Source organism: Bradyrhizobium sp. 170 (genome assembly GCF_023101085.1).
GTDB lineage: Bacteria > Pseudomonadota > Alphaproteobacteria > Rhizobiales > Xanthobacteraceae > Bradyrhizobium.
On record NZ_CP064703.1, the window covers coordinates 1,661,704 to 1,686,072 of the forward strand.

Here is a 24,369-nt window from a genome sequence, read left to right on the forward strand (position 1 = left end):
GAGGCCATGGCGCGAGACCGAAGACGGCTGCGCCTGCATGTGCGCGGCGCCGTGCAGGGCGTGGGCTTTCGTCCCTACGTCTACGGCCTCGCCGCGCGCTATCGGCTCGGCGGCTTCGTTGCCAATGATCCCGATGGCGTGGTGATCGAGGTCGAGGGCGACCGCGCCGCCGATTTTGTCGATGCGCTGCCGCTGGAAAAACCGCCACTGGCTCGGATAGACGAGATTTCCGTGCAACCGGTCGGCATCACCGAAAGCGACGAGTTCCACATCCGCGCCAGTGAGCAGGGCAAGGTCTCGACCCGGATCGCCGCCGATGCCGCGACCTGTCCGCAGTGTCTGAGCGAGCTGTTTGATCCGGCGAGCCGCTTCCATCTCTATCCTTTCGTCAACTGCACCCATTGCGGCCCGCGCTACACCATCGCCGAGCGGCTGCCCTATGACCGCCGTACCACCGCGATGAGGCGCTTCGCGATGTGCACGGCCTGCGCAGCAGACTATGCCGATCCGGCGAGCCGTCGCTTCCACGCCGAAGCAATTGCCTGCCCGCGATGTGGGCCAAGGATCAGTCATGGTACCAAGCAGATCGCCACTGCGATCGCCGACGGAAGGATCGTCGCGATCAAGGGGCTCGGCGGATATCAATTGCTGTGCAATGCCCGTGAAGATGCGGCCGTGTGGCGTCTGCGGCACCGGAAGCATCGCAATCAGAAGCCGTTCGCCGTGATGGTCGGCTCGACGGATGTGGTCGGCGAGATCGCTGAAATCGATGCGGTCGGGCTCGCGCTGCTGGAATCCTCGCCGCGGCCCATCGTGCTGATGAGATCCCGCGATATGCTCCCGCCCGCGATTGCGCCGGAGCTGTCGCGGATCGGCGTCATGCTGCCCGTCGCGCCGCTGCATCATCTGGTGCTGAAGGCGCTCAATTCGGCGCATCCGCGAGCGGACGGCGCAAGTTGGGCGATCGTGGCAACCAGCGCCAATCCTGGCGGCGAGCCGCTGGTGATCGTCAATGCCGAAGCCAAACGGCGGCTTGCCGGCATCGCCGACCTGATCGTCACGCATGACCGCGACATCGTCACCCGCGCGGACGACTCTGTCGTGTCGGTGGTCGCGGGCCGGGCGCAGTTCATCCGCCGCGCCCGCGGCTATATTCCCGAGCCGATTAGGCTCGCGAAGTCCGTCCCGTCGGTGCTTGCGGTCGGCGGCGCGCTGAAGTCGACGGTCACCGTCATCCGCGGCAACGAAGCCTTCGTCTCCCAGCACATCGGCGATCTCGACACCGCGGAAGGCATTCGCTTTTTCGAGGAGACGGTGGATCACCTGCTCTCGACGCTGGACATCGAGCCGGTCGTCATCGCCCACGACCTGCATCCGAACATGGCCTCGACCCGTTTCGCCGAAGCCAGCGGGAGGCGGCTGATCGCGGTCCAGCATCACCATGCCCATGCGGCATCCGTGATGGCGGAACATGGCGTCGCAGGGCCAGCGTTGGCGCTGGTGCTCGACGGCTTCGGCTATGGCAGCGACGGTGGCAATTGGGGCGGCGAGTTGCTCTCGTGCGATGGTGCACGCTTCCGGCGGCTCGGACATCTGGCGCCGATGAAGATGCCGGGTGGCGATCGCGCGACGCGCGAGCCGTGGCGCATGGCCGCGAGCGTGCTGCACGCCTTGCGGCGCGGCGACGCGATTGCGAAGCGCTTTGCGATGCAGCCGCAGGCTGCGCGTCTCTGCGCTATGCTCGACCAGCCCGGCGTGGCGACGACGACCAGCGCCGGCCGGCTGTTTGACGCGGCGGCGGGGCTGCTTGGTCTCTGTCCGGTGCAGAGTTACGAGGGCGAAGCCGCAATGAAGCTGGAAGCGCGTGTCCGCACACCGCGCCTCGCGGAGGACGGCTGGACGATCGAGAATGGCGTGCTGTCTCTTTTCCCCTTGCTCGAGCGCCTTGCGGTCGATCCGGTCGATGGGGCCGAGCTCTTCCATGGCACCTTCGCCGCCGCCTGCATCGACTGGATCGCGCGCGCGGCACTGGAGACCAGCGTCACGACCGTCATCCTGAGCGGTGGCTGCTTCCTCAACGCGATCCTCGCAGACGAGATCGGGCGCGGCTGCATCGCCAGCGGGCTCTCGCCGTTGCTGCCTCGCCAGGTGCCGTCCAATGACGGCGGCCTCAGCCTCGGGCAGGCCTGGGTCGCCGCGCTCCAACTCCTCGAACAGCAAGGCCCGGAAGGAAACGCCTGATGTGTCTCGCGATACCTGCTGAGGTCACAAAGCTCCTGCCCGACGACATGGCCGTCGTCTCGATCGATGGCGTCAGCAAGGAGATCTCGGTGGCGCTGATCGAAAACCTCGCCGTCGGCGACTACGTGATCATCCATGTGGGCTACGCCCTGACCAAGATCGATCCCGAGGAGGCGCAGCGGACGCTGGAGCTGTTGCGTGAAATCGGCGCCGAAAGCCGGGAGGCCGCGCAATGAAATATGCCGACGAGTTTCGCGACAAGGAGATCGCACTGGGATTGGCGAAGGCGATTCGCTCGGAGGCCGATCCGGAAAAATCCTATCGTTTCATGGAATTTTGCGGCGGCCACACGCATGCAATCTCCCGCTACGGGCTGGAGGACATGCTGCCGAAGAACGTGCGGATGATCCACGGCCCCGGCTGCCCTGTCTGCGTCTTGCCAGCGGGACGCATCGACATGGCGATCCGGCTCGCCGAGCGGCCGGACGTGATCCTTTGCGTCTACGGCGACCTGATGCGGGTGCCGGGCTCGCAGAGTGCCTCGCTGCTGAAGGCGAAGGCGCGCGGCGCCGACGTCCGTATGGTTTATTCCACGATTGATGCAATCCGTGTTGCGGAAGAAATTCCCGGCCGCGCGGTCGTGTTCTTCGCCATCGGCTTCGAGACCACGACGCCGCCGACCGCCGTGATGATCCGGCTCGCCGAGAAGAAGCAGCTCAAGAACTTCAGCGTGTTCTGCAATCATGTGCTGACGCCGCCGGCGATGCAGAACATCCTGGAAAGCCCCGATATCCGCAATATCGGCCGCGTCGAGATCGACGGCTTCGTCGGGCCGGCCCATGTCTCGACCATCATCGGCACCGAGCCTTACGAGTTCTTTGCCGAAGAATTCGGCAAGCCGGTGGTGATCGCGGGCTTCGAGCCGCTCGACATGATGCAGGCGATCCTGATGCTGGTGCGGCAGGTCAACGAGCACCGACATGAGGTGGAGAACCAGTATAGCCGCGCAGTGACCCGTGACGGCAATCTGCGCGCCAAGGAGGAGGTCTCCGACATCTTCGAGCTGCGCGACCAGTTCGAGTGGCGCGGTCTCGGCCTAGTGCCTTATAGCGGGCTCAAGCTGAAGCGGGCCTACGCCAAATACGACGCCGAGGTCCGCTTCGACATGAACGAGCTTCGCGTTGCCGACAATCCGGCCTGTGAATGCGGCGCCATCCTGCGCGGCGTGAAGAAGCCGGTTGACTGCAAGCTGTTCGGCACGGTGTGCACGCCGGAGACGCCGATGGGGTCCTGCATGGTCTCGTCCGAGGGTGCATGTGCGGCACACTGGACTTACGGCCGCTTCCGCGATCATCAGCAACGGCGGGCGTCATGAAAGCCCATCAGCGCAAGCTCGACATAAGGAACGGCTGCGTCGACCTGTCCCACGGATCCGGTGGCCGCGCGATGTCGCAACTGATCTCGGGCCTGTTCCACGAGGCCTTCGGCAATGAATGGCTGGCGTGCGGCAACGACCAGTCTGCGTTCGATGTCGGCGCCGGGCGCATGGTGATGACGACCGACGGCTATGTGGTCTCGCCGCTGTTCTTTCCGGGCGGCAATATCGGCTCGCTCGCCGTGCATGGCACGGTCAACGACATCGCCATGGCCGGCGCGCGGCCCCTCTATCTCTCGGCGAGCTTCATCATCGAGGAAGGTTTTCGTTTCTCCGACCTGAAGATGATTGCGGATTCCATGGGCGAGGCCGCGCGAGCCGCGGGCGTCTACATCATCACCGGTGACACGAAGGTCGTCGAGCGCGGCAAGGCCGACGGCCTGTTCATCTCGACAGCCGGGGTCGGTGTCGTGCCTGCCGGGCTCGACCTCTCTGCCGGGAATGCCCGCGTCGGCGATCGTGTCCTGATCTCTGGAACGCTCGGTGACCATGGCGTCGCCATCATGTCCAAACGCCAGAACCTCGCTTTTGAGACCGAGATCGTCTCGGATTCCGCGTCGTTGCATGATTTCGTGGCGAGCATGCTGGCGGCCGGCGGCAAGGGCATCCGTTTGATGCGCGATCCCACCCGCGGTGGGCTCGCCGCGACGCTGAACGAGATCGCCCAGCAGTCCGGCCTCGGCTTCCGACTTCAGGAGGCGGCGATCCCGGTGAAGCCCGGTGTTGCTGCGGCCTGCGAACTGCTCGGGCTCGATCCGCTCTACGTCGCCAACGAAGGCAAGCTGGCAGCGATCGTGGCGCCCGAGGTTGCAGCAGCCGTGCTTGCGGCGATGTGGATGCATCCGCTCGGCCGTGATGCCGCCGAGATCGGCGAGGCCGTGGCGGACGACCACCATTTCGTGCAGATGGCGACGAGCTTTGGCGGCGGACGGATCGTCGACTGGCTGTCGGGCGAACAATTACCCCGGATCTGTTGAGGCTCAGGATGCGCATTCTGCTTTTGTCGCATTCCTTCAACAACCTGACGCAGCGGCTGCATGTCGAACTCTGCGAGCGTAGCCATGAGATCTCGGTCGAGCTCGATATCCATCCCGACGTGACCCGCGAAAGTGTTGCGCTGTATCGGCCCGACCTCGTTATCGCGCCGTTCTTGAAACGGGCGATCCCCGACGATGTCTGGCGTGACGTGCGTTGCCTCGTCGTGCACCCCGGCCCGCCCGGTGACCGCGGTCCTGCGGCTCTCGACTGGGCCATTCTCGAGGGCGTCGCGGAGTGGGGTGTCACGGTGCTGCAGGCGGATGGCGAGTTCGACGCCGGTCCGATCTGGGTCCATCGCACGTTCCCGATGCGGCGTGCCGCGAAGTCCAGCATCTACCGCAACGAGGTCACCTCCTGCGCGGTGGAGGCGGTGCTCGAGGCCATTGCCGCGATCGAGGCCGGGCACGAGGCGCCCGCGTCAATGGCGAGCGACGATCCGCGCATTCGCGTGCGGGGGCCCTGCCGGCAAGCGGATCGCGCGATCGACTGGCACCACGACACAACCGTCGAGGTGCTTCGCAAGATCGACAGCGCCGACGGCGTGCCCGGCCTGACCGACAGTCTGTTCTGGCAGGACGTCCGGCTGTTCGATGCGCATGAGGCCCATGGCATTTCCGGCGTACCCGGCACCGTGGTGGCGCAGTGCGACGGTGCGCTGGCCCGGGCGACCGTCGACGGCGCGGTCTGGATCGGCCACGTCCGGAGTGTCGGGCCGAAGAGCTTGAAGCTTCCGGCGACGAAGATCTTCGCGTCGGAAGCCGCGCATCTGCCGCACAGGCCAGGATGCGGCTACGGTCCGATCGAATATCGCGAGCATTGCGAGGTTGGCGAGTTGCAATTCAACTTCTACAACGGCGCCATGAGCTCCGACGACTGCAATGCACTGCTCAGCGCCTATCGAACCGCGCTTGCGCGCGCAACCAAGGTGCTGCTGCTGACCGGCGGCCGTGATTATTGGTCGAACGGCATTCATCTTGGCGAGATCGAGGCCGCCGACAGCGCGGCGGATGAGTCCTGGCGCAACATCAACGCGATCGACGATCTCGCGCGGGCCATCATCGAGACCACCGATCGGCTGGTGGTTTCCGTCGTTCGCGGCAATGCCGGCGCAGGCGGCGTGTTCCTCAGCCTCGCCGCCGACGAGGTCTGGGCCAGCGATCGGATCGTGCTCAATCCGCATTACAAGGACATGGGCAATCTCTACGGTTCGGAATACTGGACCTATCTTCTGCCGCGGCGCGCGGGTGCCGCGAATGCGGCCATGATCACTCAATGCCGGCTGCCGATGGGCGTGGCTGAGGCCGGACGCCTCGGCATCGTCGATCGCGTGCTGACGGCCAGGGGCGCGGCAACGGACGATCTCGTGAAGCTCGCCGCCGCGCTTGCATCGGATCCCGACTATGCCGCGCGCCTTGTCGACAAGCAAAGGCGCCGCGCCGCCGACGAAGCCGAGAAGCCACTCGACGCGTACCGCAACGAGGAGCTGCGCCGCATGCGGCTCAACTTCTACGGCTTCGATCCGAGCTACCACGTGGCACGTTACAATTTCATTCACAAGGTCCCGAAGTCGCGTACGCCGCTGACCATCGCTAATTACCGGTCGCGGCGTGAGCGCGCACGACCTACCTGCATGGCGGTGCGATCATGAGCATGCCAGGAAACTTGCAGGAAACGTGCCAGGAAACGTCCAAGGAACCATTCTCGTCGTCGACGACGAGATTCGCTCGCAGGAGGCTCTGCGGCGCGTCCTCGACCAGGATTCGAGGTATTGTGCGCCGGCAATGCGGCCGATGCGGAGAAGCTCCTGGAAGGCGATATCGTCCACGCCATTCTCTGCGACCAGCGGATGCCGCACGAATCGGGCGTCAGCTTCCTGAAGCGGGTCCGCGACATATGGCCGGATCCGGTGCGGATGATCATCTCCGGCTATTCTGACTGCGAAGACATCATCGCCGGCCTCAACGAGGTCGGCATCTATCAATACATCACGAAGCCATGGCAGCCGGACCGGTTGGTCGACATCGTGAAGAAAGCAGTTCAGCTCTACCGGCTTCAGAAGGAAACGGAAACGGCGGGGGTCGACGTCAAGGCGACGCCCGGGCACGTCAAGAAGGTCGTGTCGGTCAAGCGCGGCGCCGCAAAGCAGCTTTACGACTTCAACCGTGTCGTGCATTCGCCCCATAGTCCGATGCATGACGTGATCGAGCTCGGCAGACGCGCCGCCGACTACGATATCTCCGTGCTGATCACCGGGGGGCCGGCACCGGCAAGGAGCTGCTCGCCCGCGCCATTCATTATGGCTCGGCCCGCGCGTCGGATGCCCGACAGCACCATCGCCGCGGTTCTCAACCGCGCCAGTAAGTCGACGGGGCGGGGCAACAGTTGGACCCGTGTCCGCGTTCGCAGCCTGCGCAACCAACACGCCATCGCGGCCTACCGAGAGGGCGAGCGCGCCGAGCGTGGAGATGTCACTTTGGACGAAGCTGCAACTGCGTTGAAAGTCAGTCCTTCGACGGTTCGCCGTCTGATCGAAGAACAGAGCTTGCCTGCGCAGCAGCTGTGCAAAGGCGCACCGTGGATGATCAAAGCGGTTGATCTGGAACATCCCGATGTCAAGCGCGCGGCGCATGCGCGCCGGTTCCGGCGGCCATCGTCTGGCGATCCGGGTCAAAAAGAGCTTCAACTCTAAGGGCGTAGCGAGATGGGCAGTATGAATCTGACTCGGGCGGCCCAAGCAGTAACACGTTCTCGCCATTAGCGATCCAGCGGGCGCTCGCAAGCTCGCGTATCTGCTTGGGATCCAGCGAGGGCTGGACCGAGAAGTCGAAGCCCGACAGATCGCGAACGAACGGGAAGCGAGCAAGTTTGAGCGCCATCTCGATACGGGGTGATCCTTGCGCGTGCCGGTCCTGACCAAAGGCAAGAGCTCAACCGGCCGAATCTGGGTCTATGTGCGCGACGATAAGCGTTTTGGCAGGCAGGCCGAACCGGGGACAGTGTTTTATTACTCACGCGATCGTGCCGGCGAGCATCCCCAGGCCCGTCTGGCCGGCTACAGCGGCATCTTCCAGGCCCACGCCTATGGCGGCTATGGCAAGCTCTGCAACCCGGGCCGCAACGCGGGTCCGATCCTGGAAGCCGCATGCTGGGTCCATGCCAGACGGCTGTTCTTCGTGATGGCTGATCTGGCGGAGAATGCGCGCCGCAAAATGCAGGGCAAAAAGCCCGCGGTGATGTCGCCTCTGGCTCTGGAAGCAGTCCGCCGGATCGACGCCTTGTTCGAGATCGAGCGAGGCATTAACGGCGATACGCCCGAACAGCGCCGGGCCGGCCGCCAGGAGCTCAGCGCGCCCCTGGTTCGCCGGTTTGGAAACCTGAATGCGTGATCAACGCGCCAGGCTCTCGCGGCGCAACGATGTCGCCAAGGCGATGGACTATATGCTCAAGCGCTGGAGTGCGTTCACCCGCTTCCTCGACGACGGCCGCATCTGCCTGTCGAACAACGCCGAACGAGCCCTATGCGGCATCGCCCTGGGTCGGAAGTCGTGGCTGTTCTGCCGCTCCGACCGTGCCGCGACGATGTACAGCCTGATCGTCACCGCCTTATGCCGCGCGCGGCATAAGAGCGTTTTTAGATTGGCGGCGCGGTACCGAAGCTTCAAAGTGCGCCGCTGTGATTGCGCCGGTAATCTAAAAACGTGTTGGACGAAGCCGCCTAGCGCGCCGGTGCCGCTATGGAAATTGGATGCTGCATCCCAGCGCACAGGGCCGTCGCTGAGCTTCGGGAACATGCTGGATGCGGTCTTGATGGCGAAACATTCTAATCGAGATATGTTCTCCCGATCGGAAAGACCGGCGACGCCTGCGCTTGGAGGGCTTGATGTCGGAAGCGCGACAATAGGATTCCTGCTGTCTACCTTGGCAGATAGAAAGAACGATGATCAATGATTGGCAAATCCCGACCGTCATGAAGTGTCCAGAAAAGGTGGGCCTTGGATGCGACGGGCGCGAGCAGCTCGATGCACACCATCTGCCCTTGACGGCAAAAGGGACATTCCCGCAGGGAAACGCCGGTCAGCTCCTCAACCTTGTCACGATAATCGCGCCCTTCCTTCGGTTTTAGCGGCGTATCGGACTGCTGCATTCCGAGCAGTTCGCGGCAGCGGGCGAGCTTTTGCTTGCGGTAGCGGTTGCCCATGAAACCATAATAACGGATGCGCTGAAATCTCTCGGGCAAGACATGGACGAGGAAACGCCGGATGAACTCCCCGGCGTCGAGCGTCATTACCTTTTGCCGGTTCGCGTTGCGATAGTCCTTCCACCGGAAGCGTACCTTGCCATCCTCGATATCGACGATCCGGTTGTTGGCGATTGCCACCCGGTGTGTGTAGCGTCCGACATATTCCAGAACCCGCTCAGCGCCCGCGAAGGGTGGCTTGGCATAGACCACCCAGTTGAGCTGGCGGGCGGGATCCAGATAGCGCCGGAATGCGACGGGATCGTGCAGCCGTTCCAATGACGAAAAGAATCGCAACTCGCGCCATCGAATGCCTTTTGCAGGCCTTCGAGAAACAATCGCCGGAACAGTCGGGAGAGCACGGCGACTGTTAGGAAGAAGCCGGGACAGCACGCGATCCAACGGCTCCCGTACGGCGATAGCCCGCCGCCGGGCACGACGCAGTGGAGATGGGGGTGATGGCTGAGATTCTGACCCCAGGTGTGAAGCACCGCGAAAAATCCGATCTCCGCGCCGAGATGTCTCCGATCGGCAGCGATGGTGCGCAACGTCTCGGGCGGCTGCGTGGAACAGGATCTTGTAGACCGTGCTGGCATTCTGGAAGGCAATCGCGGCGACCTTGTCGGGAACGGTGAAGACGACATGGAAATACTGCGTATCGAGAAGCTTTTCCCGCCGAGCCTCGATCCATTCCGCTCGGGCGAGCCACTGGCACTTGGGGCAACTGCGGGAACGGCAGCTGTTGTATATCCGTCGTTCGCCACAGCGGTCGCACTGTTCGACATGGCCGCCGAGCGCCGACGTTCGGCAGCGCTCGATGGCAATCATCGCTGCGCGTCGTTCGGTCGATAGCGAGGCCCAGTGCTGCTCTCGCCAGGCAGCACCGTAGCGACGGAATATAACCGCCACCTCCGGACCCGAGCGGCCCATGAGGCTGGCCGTCAAAAATGTTCGAGCGCTGGCGGCGAGGAAGCCTTGGGGATCGGACGCGGCAGCAGTTCAAGCGGGCTCGTCGCTGCGCAGATCTTGTTGGTAGCGATCCGCAGATATTGAGCGGTCGTAGACAGGCTGCGATGGCCGAGCAGGAGCTGGATGGTGCGGAGATCGGTTCCGGCTTCGAGCAGGTGCACCGCAAATGCGTGCCGCAGCGAATGCGGCGTCACCGGCTTGGTGAGTTTCGACACCCGATGTGCCTGGCGGCAGGTGGCATCCACGGCGCTTGTCGATATCGGTTCTCCAGCAACGGCGCCGGGAAACATCCATGCTCCGGTGGGTCGCACGGCGCGCCAATAGGCCGTCAGCACCTCCAGCAACCTGGCCGACAGCATGACGTAGCGGTCTTTCTGTCCCTTGCCCTGCTGCAGCACCATGCGCTGGCGGTCGATAGCCTCAGGCTTCAGGCGGGTCGCCTCGGAAATACGCAGGCCGGCGGCATAGCATGTCGTCAGGATCGCGTGGTGTTTGAAGCTCTCGATGCAGCCAAGGAAGTGCCGCACCTCCTCAGGGCTGAGAATGACGGCCAGTGTCTTTGGCGCCTTTGGGCACGGAATGATCCGGTCGAAATCCCAATCGAGGCCGAGCGTGACGCGGTAGAGAAAACGAAGCGCTCTGACGGTCACGTGCACCGAACGTGGCGCCAGTTTCTTCTCGTTCGTCAAATAGACCTGGTAGGCGTGGATATCCTCCAGGCCGAGCAAAGCCGGCGATTTAGCGAAATGCCGGCGAACTGCGAAACCTGCAGCAAATATGAATCCTGCGTGTGTCGCGACAGGTTGCGGACCTGCATGTCTTCCATCATGCGTAACCGAAGCGAGGTCATAGCGATCTCCTTGACAAGAGGGACGCTGCGCGCGGGCAGCAACACCATCTTGCCAGGGGCAAGCGCTTCCGGTTTGGGGTGGATTGCGTCGCTGTGCGGGTGGTGCCGGGGGTCAGAGACACGGGCTGACTTCAAGGGGATACGCCGTGCTCAACAAGGATACCCTCCCGCGGAGCGGGTTCGTCCAAAGCTGTTTATGCCGACTGCCGAACTATGCCGAAGGGTTTTGGGAAGAGCCCGTTGTCTGCGCGTAATTGCGGGTAGTCGAGCGGTCGTGGTTCCGGTTCCATTCGGCATAGTCTGGCGTCTTACAGCGCCTCAAGGAAGGTGAGCGGCGGTCACTCGGCTGGAAGCGGGTCGCATGTGGTGCTCGTAGACGCCAGATCTTTTAATCCAGCTGAAGAGACCGCAGACCAAGTTCAGGCATCGCCATGTGCCGTGGCCAGCGAGTTCGTCTTCACGAGAAGCGCCGCGTAGAGTTCGACGAGCCGTCCGTGGGGTCCACTCTTCAGGCGCCGAAATAGTGGCTGCCGCGCAAATACTCTTCTGCAATCATATGCTGGCCTCCGCATTTGAAAGCGGAGGCACAAGACAAACTATGCCGAGCCAATTACACGCCGCTCACAGTGAATCTCGGGGAAAACAAGCTCGTTCGGCATAGTTCGGCAGTCGGCATAAACCTCGAAGATGAAGGACGTAGACCCTCAAGCCTGGCTCGCCGACGTCCTGGCGCGCATCGCCGCACATCCAGCCCAAAAGCTCGACGAACTGCTTCCGTGGAATTGGCGTGACCGAAACAAGCGAGCCGAAAAAGCTGCCTGAGTGACCGCTACGCGGTCTTCACCGGCTTGACCGGACGCTTGAGAGTGGCGAGGCACATGGATTAACTCCTGTCCAGTTTTTCGAGCGAAGATCAGGTCCCCGGAACGTACCCGGGGCAGGTCAGTACCACCCAAGTCACTCTTGTCGATCCCCAGCACTTTTGCCTGGGTTATTTGTAGATGGTCGTAATTGTGAACCTCGATGCGAGATCGTAGTGCTTGCTCATCTTAATCAGAGTTCGATGTTGATTTAAATGTGGGGCTTCGACCTCTCTATGCAGGTCACAGATGGATACGCATCGATGTCGCGAACCTGACAAAATGTTGCGACCATTCCAGCGGACATGTTGGCGCGCATGCGTGTTTCAGTCTCGCTATGCGGGCGAGCACGGTATTCGACGTGGCACGCGGATTGCTGGGATGATGAGCAAAGAACCTAGCGGCAAAAGCGGCTGTAGCAACTGCATCCTCATTTCGTGGATGACACCGCGATCGATGGAACGAAGAAAGAAAAGCAAAATGTCAAATCCGCATCAGATAGCATTCTATGGGAAGGGGCCTCGGCGAAACCGCCCCCTACCAAACAGGCTCGCCGCCCTTGTCGACCCTTGCGCAGGAAATCTTGATGGCCGGCTGCGACTCAAAGGCCCACCACACTCGCCTTATCCTGAACAAGGCGCAGGATAAAGTTCTGCATCTCGCCGCGCGGTATGCCTAGACAGTTACACGTTGGCCGATCTTGATAATCGAGTCGGGCTACGCCGCGGAGGACGTCGTCTACATGCCGTCTTACGTCATTCGCTGCCCGCAGCGCCTGCCGGTCACCTTCCGCCCTTCCATCGCTTAGAGAGTGAAGTGCCACGATGTCCGAACAACCCTTGCCGACGCTGCCGATGTGGCGCGTCGATCACATCGAGCCCTCGCCCGAGATGTTGGCGCTACGCGCCAACGGTCCGATCCACCGCGTGCGCTTCCCGTCCGGGCACGAAGGCTGGTGGGTGACAGGCTACGACGAGGCCAAGGCGGCGCTGTCCGACGCGGCGTTCCGGCCCGCGGGAATGCCGCCGACGGCATTCACCCCGGATTCGGTGATTCTCGGTTCGCCGGGGTGGCTGGTCTCGCACGAGGGGGGCGAGCATGCCCGGTTACGCACGATCGTGGCGGCGGCCTTCAGCAACCGCAGGATGAAGCTGCTCGCGCAGCAGGTCGAGGCGATCGCCGCGCAGTTGTTCGAGACGCTGGCGGCCCAGCCCCAGCCCGCCGACCTGCGGCGCCACCTCTCCTTTCCGCTTCCGGCCATGGTCATCAGCGCGCTGCTGGGCGTGCTCTACGAGGATCACGCCTTTTTCGCCGGGCTGTCCGACGAGGTGATGACGCACCAGCATGAAAGCGGCCCGCGCAGCGCGTCGCGCCTGGCCTGGGAAGAACTGCGCGCCTACATTCGCGGCAAGATGCGGGACAAGCGCCAGGATCCGGGCGACAACCTGCTGACGGATCTGCTCGCGGCGGTCGACCAGGGCAAGGCGACCGAGGAAGAGGCGATCGGCCTGGCGGCGGGCATGCTGGTGGCGGGGCACGAGAGCACCGTCGCGCAGATCGAATTCGGCCTGCTGGCCATGTTCCGCCATCCGCAACAGCGCGAACGCCTGGTCGGCGATCCATCCCTGGCGGACAAGGCGGTGGAGGAAATCCTGCGCATGTACTCGCCGGGCGCGGGCTGGGACGGCATCATGCGCTATCCGAGGACCGACGTGACCATCGCGGGAGTGCATATTCCCGCGGAGAGCAAGGTGCTGGTCGGCCTGCCGGCGACGTCGTTCGATCCGCGCCATTTCGACGACCCGGAAATCTTCGACATCGGACGCGACGAAAATCCGCACCTGGCGTTCTCCTACGGGCCGCACTACTGCATCGGCGTGGCGCTGGCCAGGCTGGAACTCAAGGTGGTGTTCGGTTCGATCTTCCAGCGCTTTCCCGCGCTGCGCCTGGCCGTGGCGCCCGAAGAACTGAAGTTGCGCAAGGAGATCATCACTGGCGGGTTCGAGGAGTTCCCAGTGCTCTGGTGATGCTCGGACGCCGCCGGGAATCGCGATGTTCTCCGCAGTTTGCCGGCGCGCCTGGCGCGCGCCGGTCAGATCAGCCAGCCAACAGGTAACCAGATGGACGTGCAAGAAACCACGGCAGCATGCCGGGACGCCTTCGCCGAACTGGCGTCGCCAGCGTGCATCCACGACCCGTATCCGTTCATGCGGTGGTTGCGCGAGCACGATCCGGTGCATCGCGCGGCGTCGGGCCTCTTTCTGTTGAGCCGCCACGCCGACATCTACTGGGCGCTCAAGGCCACGGGCGATGCGTTTCGGGGACCGGCGCCGGGCGAACTGGCGCGCTATTTCCCGCGTGCGGCGACCAGCCTGTCACTCAATCTGCTGGCGTCCACGCTAGCGATGAAGGAACCACCGACGCATACGCGTCTGCGCCGGCTGATCTCGCGCGATTTCACCATGCGCCAGATCGACAACCTGCGGCCGAGCATCGCGCGCATCGTCGCAGCGCGCCTGGACGGCATGGCGCCCGCGCTGGAGCGCGGGGATCCGGTGGACCTGCATCGGGAATTCGCGCTGGCCTTGCCCATGCTGGTTTTCGCCGAACTGTTCGGCATGCCCCAGGACGACATGTTCGGGCTCGCCGCCGGCATCGGCGCCATTCTGGAAGGCCTGGGCCCGCACGCCAACGATCCCCAGCTCGCCGCGGCGGACGCGGCCAGCGCCAGGGTGCAGGCCTACTTCGGCGACCTCATTCAGCGCAAGCGCACCGATCCCCGCCACGACATCGTGTCGATGCTGGTCGGCGCACACGACGACGATGCCGACACGCTGTCGGATGCGGAGTTGATCAGCATGCTGTGGGGCATGCTGCTGGGCGGCTTCGCAACCACTGCTGCGACCATTGACCATGCGGTCGTGGCGATGCTGGCGTATCCCGAACAGCGGCACTGGCTGCAGGGAGACGCCGTGGGGGTGGAGGCATTCGTCGAAGAAGTCCTGCGCTGCGACGCGCCCGCCATGTTCAGCTCCATTCCGCGTATCGCCCAGCGCGACATCGAACTGGGCGGCGTGGTGATCCCGAAGAACGCGGACGTGCGCGTGCTGATCGCGGCCGGCAATCGCGACCCGGACGCCTTCGCCCATCCCGACCGCTTCGATCCCGCGCGGTTCTACGGCACCAGTCCTGGCATGTCGACCGACGGGAAGATCATGCTGAGCTTCGGCCACGGCATCCACTTCTGCCTCGGTGCGCAACTGGCCCGGGTGCAGTTGGCCGAGAGCCTGCCGCGGATCCAGGTGCGCTTCCCCACGCTGGCATTGGCCGAGCCGCCGACCCGGGAGCCCTCCGCGTTCCTTAGGACGTTCCGCGCGCTGCCGGTGCGGCTGCATGCGCAGGGGGGCTGAGATGCGCGTCGTGGTCGACCAGGATCTGTGCGGAACCACCGGGCAGTGCGTGCTGACGCTGCCGGGCACCTTTCGCCAGCGCGAACCGGACGGCGTGGCCGAAGTGTGCGTGGCGACGGTCCCGCAGGCGCTGCACGCCGCCGTGCGGCTCGCGGCAAGCCAGTGTCCAGTCGCCGCCATTCGGGTCATCGAAAGCGACGCTGGCGATGACGAGCGCGCCAGCGCCGACCCTGCGCCTTCTCCGGCGGAGGCCGAGCAACGCAATCCAGGAGGACACGATGGCACGGTTTGAAGGCAAGGTGGCCGTGGTGACCGGCGCCGGCGCCGGCATCGGCAAGGCATGCGCCGTCGCCATCGCACGCGAGGGCGGCAGAGTGGTGGTGGCCGACATTGATGGCTCGGCGGCCATCGCCTGCACCGCGCAGATCGCGGCCGAAGCGGGCCACGCGCTGGCCCTGGCCATGGACATCGCCGATGCGCAGGCGGTGGCAGCGCTGTTCGAGACGGCGGAGCGGCACTTCGGTGGGGTCGACCTGCTGGTGAACAACGCGAGCGCCATGCATCTGACCCCGCGCGACCGCGCGCTCCTCGACCTGGACCTGGCGGTCTGGGATCAGACCATGGCGACCAATCTGCGCGGCACGCTGCTCTGCTGCCGGCAGGCCATCCCACGGATGATCGTCCGCGGCGGTGGCGCGATCGTCAACATGTCGTCGTGCCAGGGGCTCAGCGGTGACACCGCGCAGACGTCCTACGCCGCGTCGAAGGCGGCGATGAACATGCTGTCGGCCTCGCTCGCCACCCAGTACGGTCATGCGCAGATCCGCTGCAACGCGGTTGCGCCGGGTCTCGTCATGACCGAGCGTCTCCTCGCCAAGCTGGACGAGTGCATGCAACGGCATCTGCGCCGGCACCAGCTCCTGCCGCGCGTCGGCCGCCCCGAGGACGTGGCCGCGCTGGTGGCGTTCCTGCTCTCCGACGATGCTGCGTTCATCACCGGCCAGGTCGTGTGCATCGACGGCGGCATGCTGGCGCATGTGCCGACGTACGCCGACGGTGGCAACAGCCGCGCCGCGCGGCCTGCCGGCGACACTGCCGAAGCGGCCGCGGCGCCGCGCTGCTGATGGACATGCTGCTCAACCCGCTGGACCGTCGGCACCGGCTGCGGTACGACATCCCGGTCGTGCCCGGCGCTTTCCCCCTGGTCGGGCATCTTCCCGCCATCGTCTGCGACCTGCCGCGCCTGCTGCGGCGCGCGGAACGGACGCTGGGCAGCCACTTCTGGCTGGATTTCGGCCCTGCCGGACACCTGATGACCTGCGTGGATCCGGATGCGTTCGCACTGCTCCGGCACAAGGACGTGTCCTCGGCGCTGATCGAAGAGATCGCGCCCGAATTGCTTGGCGGAACGTTGGTTGCCCGGGACGGCGGCGCGCACCGGCAGGCGCGCGATGCGATCAAGGAGGCGTTCCTGCCCAAGGGGCTGACCCAGGCCGGCATCGGCGACCTGTTCGTGCCCGTCATCCGGGCGCGGGTGCAGGCGTGGCGCGACCGCGGCGAGGTAACCATCCTGCGCGAAACCGGCGACCTGATGCTCAAGCTCATCTTCAGCCTCCTGGGAATCCCCGCGCAGGACCTGCCGGGATGGCATCGCAAGTACCGGCAACTGCTGCAGTTGATCGTCGCGCCCCCGGTCGACCTGCCCGGACTGCCCTTGCGGCGCGGCCGCGCCGCCCGCGACTGGATCGACGCGCAGTTGCGCCAGTTCGTCCGCGACGCGCGCGCGCATGCCGCGCGCACCGGGTTGATCAACGACATGGTGAGCGCCTTCAATCGCAGCGACGATGCGCTCTCCGATGACGTCCTGGTCGCCAATATCCGCTTGCTGCTGCTTGCCGGTCACGACACCACTGCCTCGACGATGGCCTGGATGGTGATCGAGCTGGCGCGGCAGCCTGTGCTGTGGGACGCCCTGGTCGAGGAGGCGCAACGCGTGGGCGCGGTGCCGACCCGGCACGCGGACCTTGCGCAGTGTCCAGTCGCCGAGGCGCTGTTCCGCGAGACGCTGCGCGTGCATCCGGCGACCACGCTCCTGCCGCGTCGCGCGCTGCAGGAATTGCAACTCGGCCAACGGCGCATTCCCGCGGGCACCCATCTGTGCATTCCGCTGCTGCATTTCTCGACCTCGGCGCTGCTGCACGAGGCGCCTGATCAGTTCCGCCTGGCGCGGTGGCTGCAACGCACGGAGCCGATCCGGCCGGTGGACATGCTGCAGTTCGGTACCGGACCACACGTCTGCATCGGCTACCACTTGGTATGGCTGGAACTGGTGCAGTTCTGCATCGCCTTGGCGCTGACCATGCACAAGGCCGGGGTGCGGCCGCGGTTGCTGAGCGGCATCGAAAAAGGCCGACGCTATTACCCGACCGCACATCCGTCCATGACAATCCGCATCGGATTCTCATGAGCTGGCTCGCGTGCCCCGTGTGGCGAGGCAGCGGCGCCGGTGACGCGCGGCATTGCTGCACTCGGCGCGCGCGCTCGGTGCGACGCCGGCAACACCGCGGCGGCTCGGCGCTCGCCGTGGCCGTGTCAGATACAAGGACATGAACAACATGCAGACCGGTTCCACGCTACACGACGACCGAACTGGCGTTTCCGCGCTCGGCGGATTGGGCGCGCAGGCGCGCGGCGCATCCGGCAGGCTGCTGCCGGAGATCTGGATGCAGGACGGCGCAAAGCGGGTCGAACAGGCGCTGGCGCGTCTTCTCTGCGCCGAAGACGACGGTGAGACCGAGCTGATGGCGGCGATGCGCTACGCCACCTTGCATGGCGGGAAGCGCACCCGCGCCTTGCTCTGTCTGGCTGCCGGCGCACTGGCCGACACGCCGGCGCACATGCTCGACAACGTCGGCGCCGCCATCGAGATGATGCACGCCTGTACCCTGGTCCACGACGACCTGCCCGCGATGGACGACGACGTGCTTCGCCGCGGCCTTCCGACCGTGCACGTCAAGTTCGGCGAAGCCACTGCGATCCTGGTCGGCGATGCGCTGCAGGCGCACGCCTTCCTGACCCTGGCGAGCCTGGATGTGCCGGGCGACAACCGTATCGCGCTCGTGCGCGAACTGGCGCAGGCGGTGTCCGCCGAGGGTGCCGCAGGCGGGCAGGCCATGGATCTGTCGCTGGTCGGAAAGCACGTCGAGCTGGACAGGATCGTGGCGATGCACCGGATGAAGAGCGGAGCGCTAGTGCGCGCGTCCGTTCGCATGGGCGCGCTATGCGCCATCGCGGAGGATGCCGCGCACGCTGCGCTGTACTGTGCGCTCGATCGCTACACCGCCTGTTTCGGCCTGGCGTTGCAGGTGGTCGACGACATTATCGACGCGACAGCGGATACCGCGACGCTGGGCAAGACCCCCGGCAAGGACGCGGCGGCGCAGAAGCCGACCTGCGCGTCGATCATGGGGCTGCAGGCAGCGCGCCAGTTCGCGCTGGATTTGTTGCGCGACGCCGGGGAGGCCATCGCCCCGCTGGGGCCACGTGCGGAACGGTTGGCGCAGATGCTGCAGCGGGCCAACGCGTATCTGTTCAAGCACGCGCCATGCGCATGAGCGCGCCCGTCCGCATGGAGTCGCCCCTGTGCCGCTGCGATCGGCCGGCGGCAGCAGTGCATGCTGCACTGTGTCCGAGTCCGCGGCGCCGATCGCAGCGGTTGCCCAGCACGGCCGCGGCGCACGCGGCGCGCTGCGCGCAAGCCTATGCGGCGGACCGGCGCCAGCATCGGGGCGCGTCGCCGCGCCGGAGCAGGGCGGCCGTCCGGCGCTGCCCATGCGCCGGGCCGCGACGGGCCTGCGGCGACGTGCGCGGCGTCTGCCCGATCCTGGTTCTCGTCAACCGTCTGCAGAAGGAACATCCCGCGTGAACGCGCTGTCCGAACAGATCCTTTCCGAATTGCGCCACCTGCTGAGCGAGATGAGCGACGGCGGCAGCGTCGGTCCGTCCGTCTACGACACGGCGCGAGCTCTGCAGTTCCACGGCAACGTCACCGGTCGGCAGGACGCATACGCGTGGCTCATCGCGCAGCAACAGGCCGATGGCGGATGGGGAAGCGCCGACTTCCCGCTGTTCCGCCATGCGCCCACGTGGGCGGCGTTGCTGGCATTGCAGCGTGCCGATCCTCTTCCCGGCGCTGCCGACGCAGTCCAGGCTGCAACCCGGTTCCTCGAGCGCCAGCCCGATCCCTACGCGCATGCGGTGCCGGAAGACGCGCCGATCGGCGCGGAGCTGATCCTGCCGCAGTTGTGCGGCGAGGCCGCATCCTTGCTGGGCGGCGTGGCGTTTCCGCGCCACCCGGCGCTGTTGCCGTTGCGGCAAGCGTGCCTGGTCAAGCTGGGGGCGGTGGCGACGTTGCCGAGCGGCCATCCGTTGCTGCACTCCTGGGAAGCCTGGGGGACGTCGCCGACCACCGCATGCCCGGATGACGACGGCAGCATCGGCATCAGTCCGGCGGCCACCGCCGCGTGTCGTGCGCACGCCGTGACACAGGGGAGCACGCCGCAGGTCGGGCGCGCCGACGCGTATCTGCAGGCGGCATCGCGGGCGACGCGCAGCGGCATCGAAGGTGTCGTTCCCAACGTCTGGCCGATCAATGTGTTCGAGCCATGCTGGTCGCTGTACACCCTGCATCTGGCCGGGCTGTTCGCGCATCCCGCGCTCGCCGAGGCGGTGCGCGTGATCGTCGCGCAGCTCGACGCCCGCCTGGGCGTGCGCGGTCTGGGCCCGGCCTTGCACTTCGCGGCCGATGCGGACGACACCGCCGTTGCGTTGTGCGTCCTGCGCCTTGCAGGCCGCGACCCGGCGGTCGATGCGTTGCGCCATTTCGAAATCGGCGAGCTGTTCGTCACCTTCCCCGGCGAGCGCAATGCCTCGGTGTCGACCAACATCCATGCCCTGCATGCGTTGCGACTGTTGGGAAAGCCCGCCGCCGGCACCAGCGCCTACGTCGAGGCCAATCGCAACCCGCACGGTCTATGGGACAACGAAAAATGGCACGTTTCGTGGCTGTATCCCACCGCGCATGCGGTTGCTGCGCTGGCGCAAGGCAAGCCCCAGTGGCGCGACGAGCGCGCGCTGGCGGCGCTGCTGCAGGCGCAGCGCGACGACGGCGGCTGGGGCGCCGGTCGCGCGTCCACATTCGAGGAAACCGCCTATGCGCTGTTCGCGTTGTACGTGATGGACGGGAGCGAAGAGCCGACAGGGCGCCGGCGCATCGCGCAGGCGGTGGCGCGTGCGCTGGAGTGGATGCTCGCCCGCCATGCGGCGCGTGCATTGCCGCAGACGCCGCTGTGGATCGGCAAGGAACTGTATTGCCCCACCCGGGTCGTGCGCGTGGCCGAACTCGCCGGGTTGTGGCTGGCGCTTCATTGGGGGCGGCGCGTCCTGGCCGAGGGAGCAGGAGCACCATGATCCAGACCGAACGCGCGCTGCAGCAGGTGCTGGAGTGGGGGCGTTCCCTGACCGGGTTCGCCGACGAGCATGCCATGGAAGCGGTCAGGGGCGGCCAGTACATCCTGCAGCGCATCCACCCGAGCCTGCGCGACACCAGCGTCCGCAACGGCCGCGATCCGCAGGACGAAACGCTGATCGTGGCGTTCTATCGCGAACTGGCGCTGCTGTTCTGGCTCGACGATTGCAACGACCTTGGCCTGATCGCGCCGGAGCAGCTCGCCGCGGTGGAGCAGGCGCTGGGGCAGGGCGTGCCGTGCGCGCTCCCCGGATTCGAGGGCTGCGCTGTGCTGCGCGCTTCGCTGGCCGCGCTCGCCTACGATCGTCGCGACTATGCTCAGCTTCTCGACGATACCCGGTGCTACTGCGCGGCGCTGCGCGCCGGGCACGCGCAGGCGGCAGGGGCGGAACGCTGGTCCTACGCCGAGTACCTGCACAACGGCATCGATTCGATCGCCTACACGAACGTGTTCTGTTGCCTGTCGTTGCTGTGGGGGCTGGACATGGCGACCTTGCGCGCGCGTCCGGCGTTTCGCCAGGTCCTGCGGCTCATCTCCGCGATAGGGCGCCTGCAGAACGATCTGCATGGACGCGACAAGGACAGGTCGGCCGGCGAGGCCGACAACGCGGCGATCCTGCTGCTGCAGCGCTATCCGGCTATGCCTGTGGTGGAGTTCCTCAACGACGAGCTGGCCGGCCATACGCGCATGCTGCACCGGGTGATGGCGGAAGAACGCTTTCCCGCGCCGTGGGGACCGTTGATCGAGGCCATGGCGGCCATCCGCGCGCAGTACTACCAGACCTCGACCAGCCGCTACCGCAGCGACGCTGCGGGGGGAGGCCAGCGTGCGCCGGCCTGAACGCGCGGGAGGCGGCGGCGTGCGCGCGCTGCCGTCGGTCCGATCCGACGCAACGCCGTCGCCCGATGCGACGGATGGAGCGAGCATGAGCGACACCGCCCTGAGCCGGCGCAAGGACGACCATCTGGACATCGTGCTGGATCGGCGAACGGCGCCGGCCACGGTCGCCGCCGGCTGGGAGTCCATCCGTTTCGAACACTGCGCATTGCCCGAGTTGGACCTGACGCAGATCGACCTGCGCGCCTCGCTGCTGGGCAAGACCATGCGCGCGCCGCTGCTGATCAGCTCCATGACCGGCGGCATGCCACGCGCCGAGGCCATCAACCGGCATCTGAGCGAGGCAGCGCAAGCCTTGGGGATCGCCATGTGCGTCGGTTCGCAGCGCGTGAGCCTGCAATCCCGCAACTCCCAGGGGCTGACGCGCGCGCTGCGCCGCCTGGCCCCAGACATTCCCTTGCTGGCCAATATCGGCGCCGCGCAACTGCGCGAGGCCGACGGCCTGGACCTGGCGCGCCGGGCGGTGGATGCGCTGGAGGCCGATGGACTCATCGTCCATCTCAATCCGCTGCAGGAAGCGGTACAGCCGGAGGGCGACCGCGACTGGCGCGGCGTCCTGGCGCAGATCGCTCGCGCAGCGCGTAGCGTGGGCGTGCCGATCGTGGCCAAGGAAGTGGGGTCGGGCCTGTCCGCCTCGGTGGCCTGTGCGCTCGTCGAGGCGGGCGTGGCGGTGATCGATGTCGCCGGCGCCGGCGGCACCAGTCGGGCCGCGGTGGAGGGCGAGCGCGCCCGCGATGCCGCCGACCGTGCAGTGGCGATGGCGTTCGCCGATTGGGGGATTCCGACCCCGGCCAGCGTGCAGGCGGTACGTCGGGCGCTGCCAACGGTGAAGCTGATCGCGTCGAGCGGGATCCGCGACGGCGTCGACGTGGCCAAGGCCATCCGCCTGGGCGCGGACATCGCCGGGGCAGGCGGCCGGCGTGCTGCGCGCGGCTACGGTGTCCACCGAGGCGGTTGTCGCGCATTTCGAGATCGTCATCCGCCAGTTGGCCGTCGCCTGCTTCTGCACCGGCTCGGCTGATCTAGCGGCGTTGCGTCAGGCGCGCTTGTTGCCCTCGGCGCATCTGCCCGCCGGTTGATGCCGGCGGCGGCGGGCGCCTAGTCTTACTGAATCAGAAAGTCGCGGATGCGGGGGGATTCGCGCTGGTCGCGGATTTGTTAGGGTGCTGCTTCGTGATCAGGGAAGCGCCCCGCCATGACCGACTGGACAGCCGAGAGTGAAGCCGCATTCGACGCCTATGTCGATGCTTTGATCGGGGTGATCGGCCGCGCCGAACGAGCTGAGCCCCTGAAGGGGTCGGAACAAGGTGCGCCGGGAGACCGGCAAGGAGTAGATGGTGCAAGTCCATTGCAATGAAGGAGTAGCGATCCACATTGACCCCGAGTCATGCGCGGTCGGTCGTGAGGAGACCGGTAACTTCTCTGGGTCAAACACGGGTTGTTAGGCTCGAGCAGTCCATCAGCATCGTTTGAGACAAAGCGATGGCGGTGGAATGGACGGTTACGATCGAGGGCCGGAACGAATTTGGCGACACATGCCGGAAGGAGGTCCGCATAGACAAGAGCTGGGAGAGCCTGTTCGACGGCGACATCGGCTTGTCGATCGGCGATAGCAAGAAGATCATGGCAGCGCTGCAGAACGCGGTCGTGAATCATGAGGCGGAGACGTATGCCCTTCTTCGCCGGGTTTGCCCGGATTGCCATACGTTCCGACCGGTCAAGGACTACACGACACGCCGGATCCGAACCGTCTTCGGCACCGTTGAGGTTCGCAATCCCCGATGGATGCTGTGCCGGGAATGCCATCCAGGGATGGTCGGTGCCTTCGCGCCGCTGAAGGAAATTTGTCCCGATCGAGCGGGAGCTGATGGAACTGACGGCGCGGCTAGGAAGCATGCTGCCCTACCGCCAGGCGGCGAAGGTGCTGGCCGATTTCCTGCCCACTGAACCGACTGAGACGCATGCGACCGTGCGCAAGCGTACCATCAGGATCGGCAAGCGGCTCGACAACCAGGTCATGCAGGAAACTTGGCGCGCGAGGTCCCAAACGGATGACCGATGCCAGCTTGAGATGCAGCTTCCCGGAGATCGGCGCAAAGAGTTCGTCATCAGCATTGATACGGCGCACGTTCGTAGCGCTGATCAACATTCGGCGCGAAATTTCGAGCTCGTCGTGGCCAGATGCGGCCGCGGGGGACGGGGAGAAAGGGGCGGTCGCTATTTCGTCACCGGCAGCACCGACCAGCAGGCAATCCGCGATCGTGCTCTTCACTCTCTCCAGGAAGTCGGATATCGCGGCTTTGGGGATGTGACGGTGATCTCGGACGGGGCCGAAATCCTAAAGCGGCTGCCCCGCGCCATGCCGAAACCAACGACCCACATCATCGACTGGTTTCATATTGCCATGAAGATCCAGCCCATTCAGCAGATCGCCGATCACATCGTACGATCCCGATCAGGCCCCTTTGAAGCGCTTCCAACCATCGACAGGGACATCAGAGCCGTGAAGTGGCGTCTGTGGCATGGGCGGGTCGGCCGCGCGATCCGCGACCTGGAGCAACTTCTAGGGTCCAGATTCAATTGAGCCAATATGCGACGAGAGCGGCGAGATGAACAGCGGCCAAGAAATTCCGGGCGAGCTTGTCGTATCGGGTGGCGATACGGCGGAAGTCTTTGAGCCTGCAAAAGCAGCGCTCGATGACATTTCGGCCTTTGTAGGCGCGTTTGTTGAAGCGATGGATGACGACGCGGTTGGATTTGTTGGGAATGGGCGGCGCGAGCGCCAGAACATCGGGCGCCGCCGCGATATCGGCATCCTGGCCTCGGGTCTCAGATGCAGGACGACTCTATGGCTTGCTTCCATGTTGAAGGGGCTGACGTGCGCGTCGAAAATCGGGTTTGTCA

17 protein-coding genes and 9 pseudogenes are annotated in these 24,369 nt (G+C 65.4%); 22 read left to right on the top strand and 4 right to left on the bottom strand.

Features of this window, described 5'->3' with window-relative positions; genetic code table 11:
* The first annotated feature begins 6 nt into the window (after nucleotides 1-6).
* The 7 genes and pseudogenes from hypF to IVB05_RS08015 all read left to right on the top strand — a co-directional run bounded on the left by hypF (nucleotide 7) and on the right by IVB05_RS08015 (nucleotide 7,403).
* Nucleotides 7-2,241, top strand: coding sequence for a carbamoyltransferase HypF (gene hypF / locus IVB05_RS07985; protein ID WP_247783794.1), 2,235 nt, complete (start codon nucleotides 7-9; stop codon nucleotides 2,239-2,241).
* A complete protein-coding gene (locus tag IVB05_RS07990; RefSeq protein ID WP_247320217.1) occupies nucleotides 2,241-2,477 on the top strand; it encodes a HypC/HybG/HupF family hydrogenase formation chaperone in 237 nt (78 codons plus the stop codon). Before hypF ends, IVB05_RS07990 begins: the two co-directional genes overlap by 1 nt.
* Complete coding sequence (gene hypD / locus IVB05_RS07995; protein WP_247783795.1) at nucleotides 2,474-3,616, top strand: hydrogenase formation protein HypD; 1,143 nt, start codon at nucleotides 2,474-2,476, stop codon at nucleotides 3,614-3,616. Before IVB05_RS07990 ends, hypD begins: the two co-directional genes overlap by 4 nt.
* Complete coding sequence (hypE, locus tag IVB05_RS08000) at nucleotides 3,613-4,653, top strand: hydrogenase expression/formation protein HypE (protein WP_247783796.1); 1,041 nt, start codon at nucleotides 3,613-3,615, stop codon at nucleotides 4,651-4,653. Before hypD ends, hypE begins: the two co-directional genes overlap by 4 nt.
* An 8-nt stretch (nucleotides 4,654-4,661) precedes the next feature.
* Nucleotides 4,662-6,362, top strand: a complete 1,701-nt coding sequence (locus IVB05_RS08005) for a hydrogenase maturation protein (RefSeq protein ID WP_247783797.1) — start codon at nucleotides 4,662-4,664, stop codon at nucleotides 6,360-6,362.
* Between the two features lie 25 nt (nucleotides 6,363-6,387).
* Nucleotides 6,388-7,030: pseudogene (locus IVB05_RS08010) on the top strand (response regulator); the annotation flags it as partial.
* Between the two features lies 1 nt (nucleotide 7,031).
* Complete coding sequence (locus IVB05_RS08015) at nucleotides 7,032-7,403, top strand: helix-turn-helix domain-containing protein (RefSeq protein WP_247783798.1); 372 nt, start codon at nucleotides 7,032-7,034, stop codon at nucleotides 7,401-7,403.
* Between the two features lie 34 nt (nucleotides 7,404-7,437).
* Here IVB05_RS08015 and IVB05_RS08020 read toward each other — a convergent pair.
* Nucleotides 7,438-7,599: pseudogene (locus IVB05_RS08020) on the bottom strand (ATP-binding protein); the annotation flags it as partial.
* Between the two features lie 15 nt (nucleotides 7,600-7,614).
* Between IVB05_RS08020 and IVB05_RS08025 the strand changes: the two are divergent.
* Nucleotides 7,615-8,317, top strand: a pseudogene (locus IVB05_RS08025) (IS66 family transposase); the annotation flags it as partial.
* A 310-nt stretch (nucleotides 8,318-8,627) separates the two neighbouring features.
* Here the strand turns inward: IVB05_RS08025 and IVB05_RS08030 are convergent.
* Nucleotides 8,628-9,881, bottom strand: a pseudogene (locus tag IVB05_RS08030) (IS91 family transposase).
* Nucleotides 9,882-9,892: 11 nt separating this feature from the next.
* Nucleotides 9,893-10,770, bottom strand: a pseudogene (locus tag IVB05_RS08035) (site-specific integrase).
* A gap of 678 nt (nucleotides 10,771-11,448) precedes the next feature.
* On the opposite strand from IVB05_RS08035, the pseudogene IVB05_RS08040 reads away from it, so the two are divergent.
* From IVB05_RS08040 to IVB05_RS08105, 14 genes and pseudogenes are all read left to right on the top strand, one after another.
* Nucleotides 11,449-11,592, top strand: a pseudogene (locus tag IVB05_RS08040) (transposase domain-containing protein); the annotation flags it as partial.
* 518 nt (nucleotides 11,593-12,110) lie between these two features.
* A pseudogene (gene nifH / locus IVB05_RS08045) lies at nucleotides 12,111-12,300 on the top strand (nitrogenase reductase); the annotation flags it as partial.
* Between the two features lie 154 nt (nucleotides 12,301-12,454).
* The gene (locus tag IVB05_RS08050; RefSeq protein ID WP_247783799.1) at nucleotides 12,455-13,657 is read left to right on the top strand and encodes a cytochrome P450; all 1,203 of its coding nucleotides are present in this window, start codon (nucleotides 12,455-12,457) and stop codon (nucleotides 13,655-13,657) included.
* A gap of 93 nt (nucleotides 13,658-13,750) precedes the next feature.
* On the top strand, nucleotides 13,751-15,040 hold the full coding sequence (locus IVB05_RS08055; RefSeq protein ID WP_247783800.1) for a cytochrome P450: 1,290 nt from the start codon (nucleotides 13,751-13,753) through the stop codon (nucleotides 15,038-15,040).
* A gap of 1 nt (nucleotide 15,041) precedes the next feature.
* Entirely contained in the window at nucleotides 15,042-15,332 is a 291-nt protein-coding gene (locus IVB05_RS08060; protein WP_247783801.1) for a ferredoxin, read from the top strand.
* Nucleotides 15,319-16,164: an SDR family oxidoreductase gene (locus IVB05_RS08065; RefSeq protein WP_247783802.1), complete on the top strand. Its 846-nt coding sequence runs from the start codon at nucleotides 15,319-15,321 to the stop codon at nucleotides 16,162-16,164. Before IVB05_RS08060 ends, IVB05_RS08065 begins: the two co-directional genes overlap by 14 nt.
* Entirely contained in the window at nucleotides 16,164-17,507 is a 1,344-nt protein-coding gene (locus IVB05_RS08070) for a cytochrome P450 (protein ID WP_247783803.1), read from the top strand. The genes IVB05_RS08065 and IVB05_RS08070 overlap by 1 nt, the downstream gene beginning before the upstream one ends.
* 148 nt (nucleotides 17,508-17,655) lie before the next feature.
* Complete coding sequence (locus IVB05_RS08075) at nucleotides 17,656-18,654, top strand: polyprenyl synthetase family protein (RefSeq protein WP_247786620.1); 999 nt, start codon at nucleotides 17,656-17,658, stop codon at nucleotides 18,652-18,654.
* 307 nt (nucleotides 18,655-18,961) lie between these two features.
* Entirely contained in the window at nucleotides 18,962-20,509 is a 1,548-nt protein-coding gene (locus IVB05_RS08080) for a hypothetical protein (RefSeq protein WP_247783804.1), read from the top strand.
* Entirely contained in the window at nucleotides 20,506-21,408 is a 903-nt protein-coding gene (locus tag IVB05_RS08085) for a hypothetical protein (protein WP_247783805.1), read from the top strand. The genes IVB05_RS08080 and IVB05_RS08085 overlap by 4 nt, the downstream gene beginning before the upstream one ends.
* An 85-nt stretch (nucleotides 21,409-21,493) precedes the next feature.
* A pseudogene (gene fni, locus IVB05_RS08090) lies at nucleotides 21,494-22,544 on the top strand (type 2 isopentenyl-diphosphate Delta-isomerase).
* 116 nt (nucleotides 22,545-22,660) lie between these two features.
* Nucleotides 22,661-22,822: a hypothetical protein gene (locus tag IVB05_RS08095; protein ID WP_247783806.1), complete on the top strand. Its 162-nt coding sequence runs from the start codon at nucleotides 22,661-22,663 to the stop codon at nucleotides 22,820-22,822.
* A 125-nt stretch (nucleotides 22,823-22,947) separates the two neighbouring features.
* Nucleotides 22,948-23,412, top strand: a complete 465-nt coding sequence (locus IVB05_RS08100) for a hypothetical protein (protein ID WP_247518867.1) — start codon at nucleotides 22,948-22,950, stop codon at nucleotides 23,410-23,412.
* Entirely contained in the window at nucleotides 23,333-24,049 is a 717-nt protein-coding gene (locus tag IVB05_RS08105) for a hypothetical protein (RefSeq protein ID WP_247783807.1), read from the top strand. The genes IVB05_RS08100 and IVB05_RS08105 overlap by 80 nt, the downstream gene beginning before the upstream one ends.
* Here the strand turns inward: IVB05_RS08105 and IVB05_RS08110 are convergent.
* A pseudogene (locus IVB05_RS08110) lies at nucleotides 24,042-24,242 on the bottom strand (transposase); the annotation flags it as partial. The gene IVB05_RS08105 and the pseudogene IVB05_RS08110 sit on opposite strands and share 8 nt — an antisense overlap.
* Nucleotides 24,243-24,369: the final 127 nt, after the last annotated feature.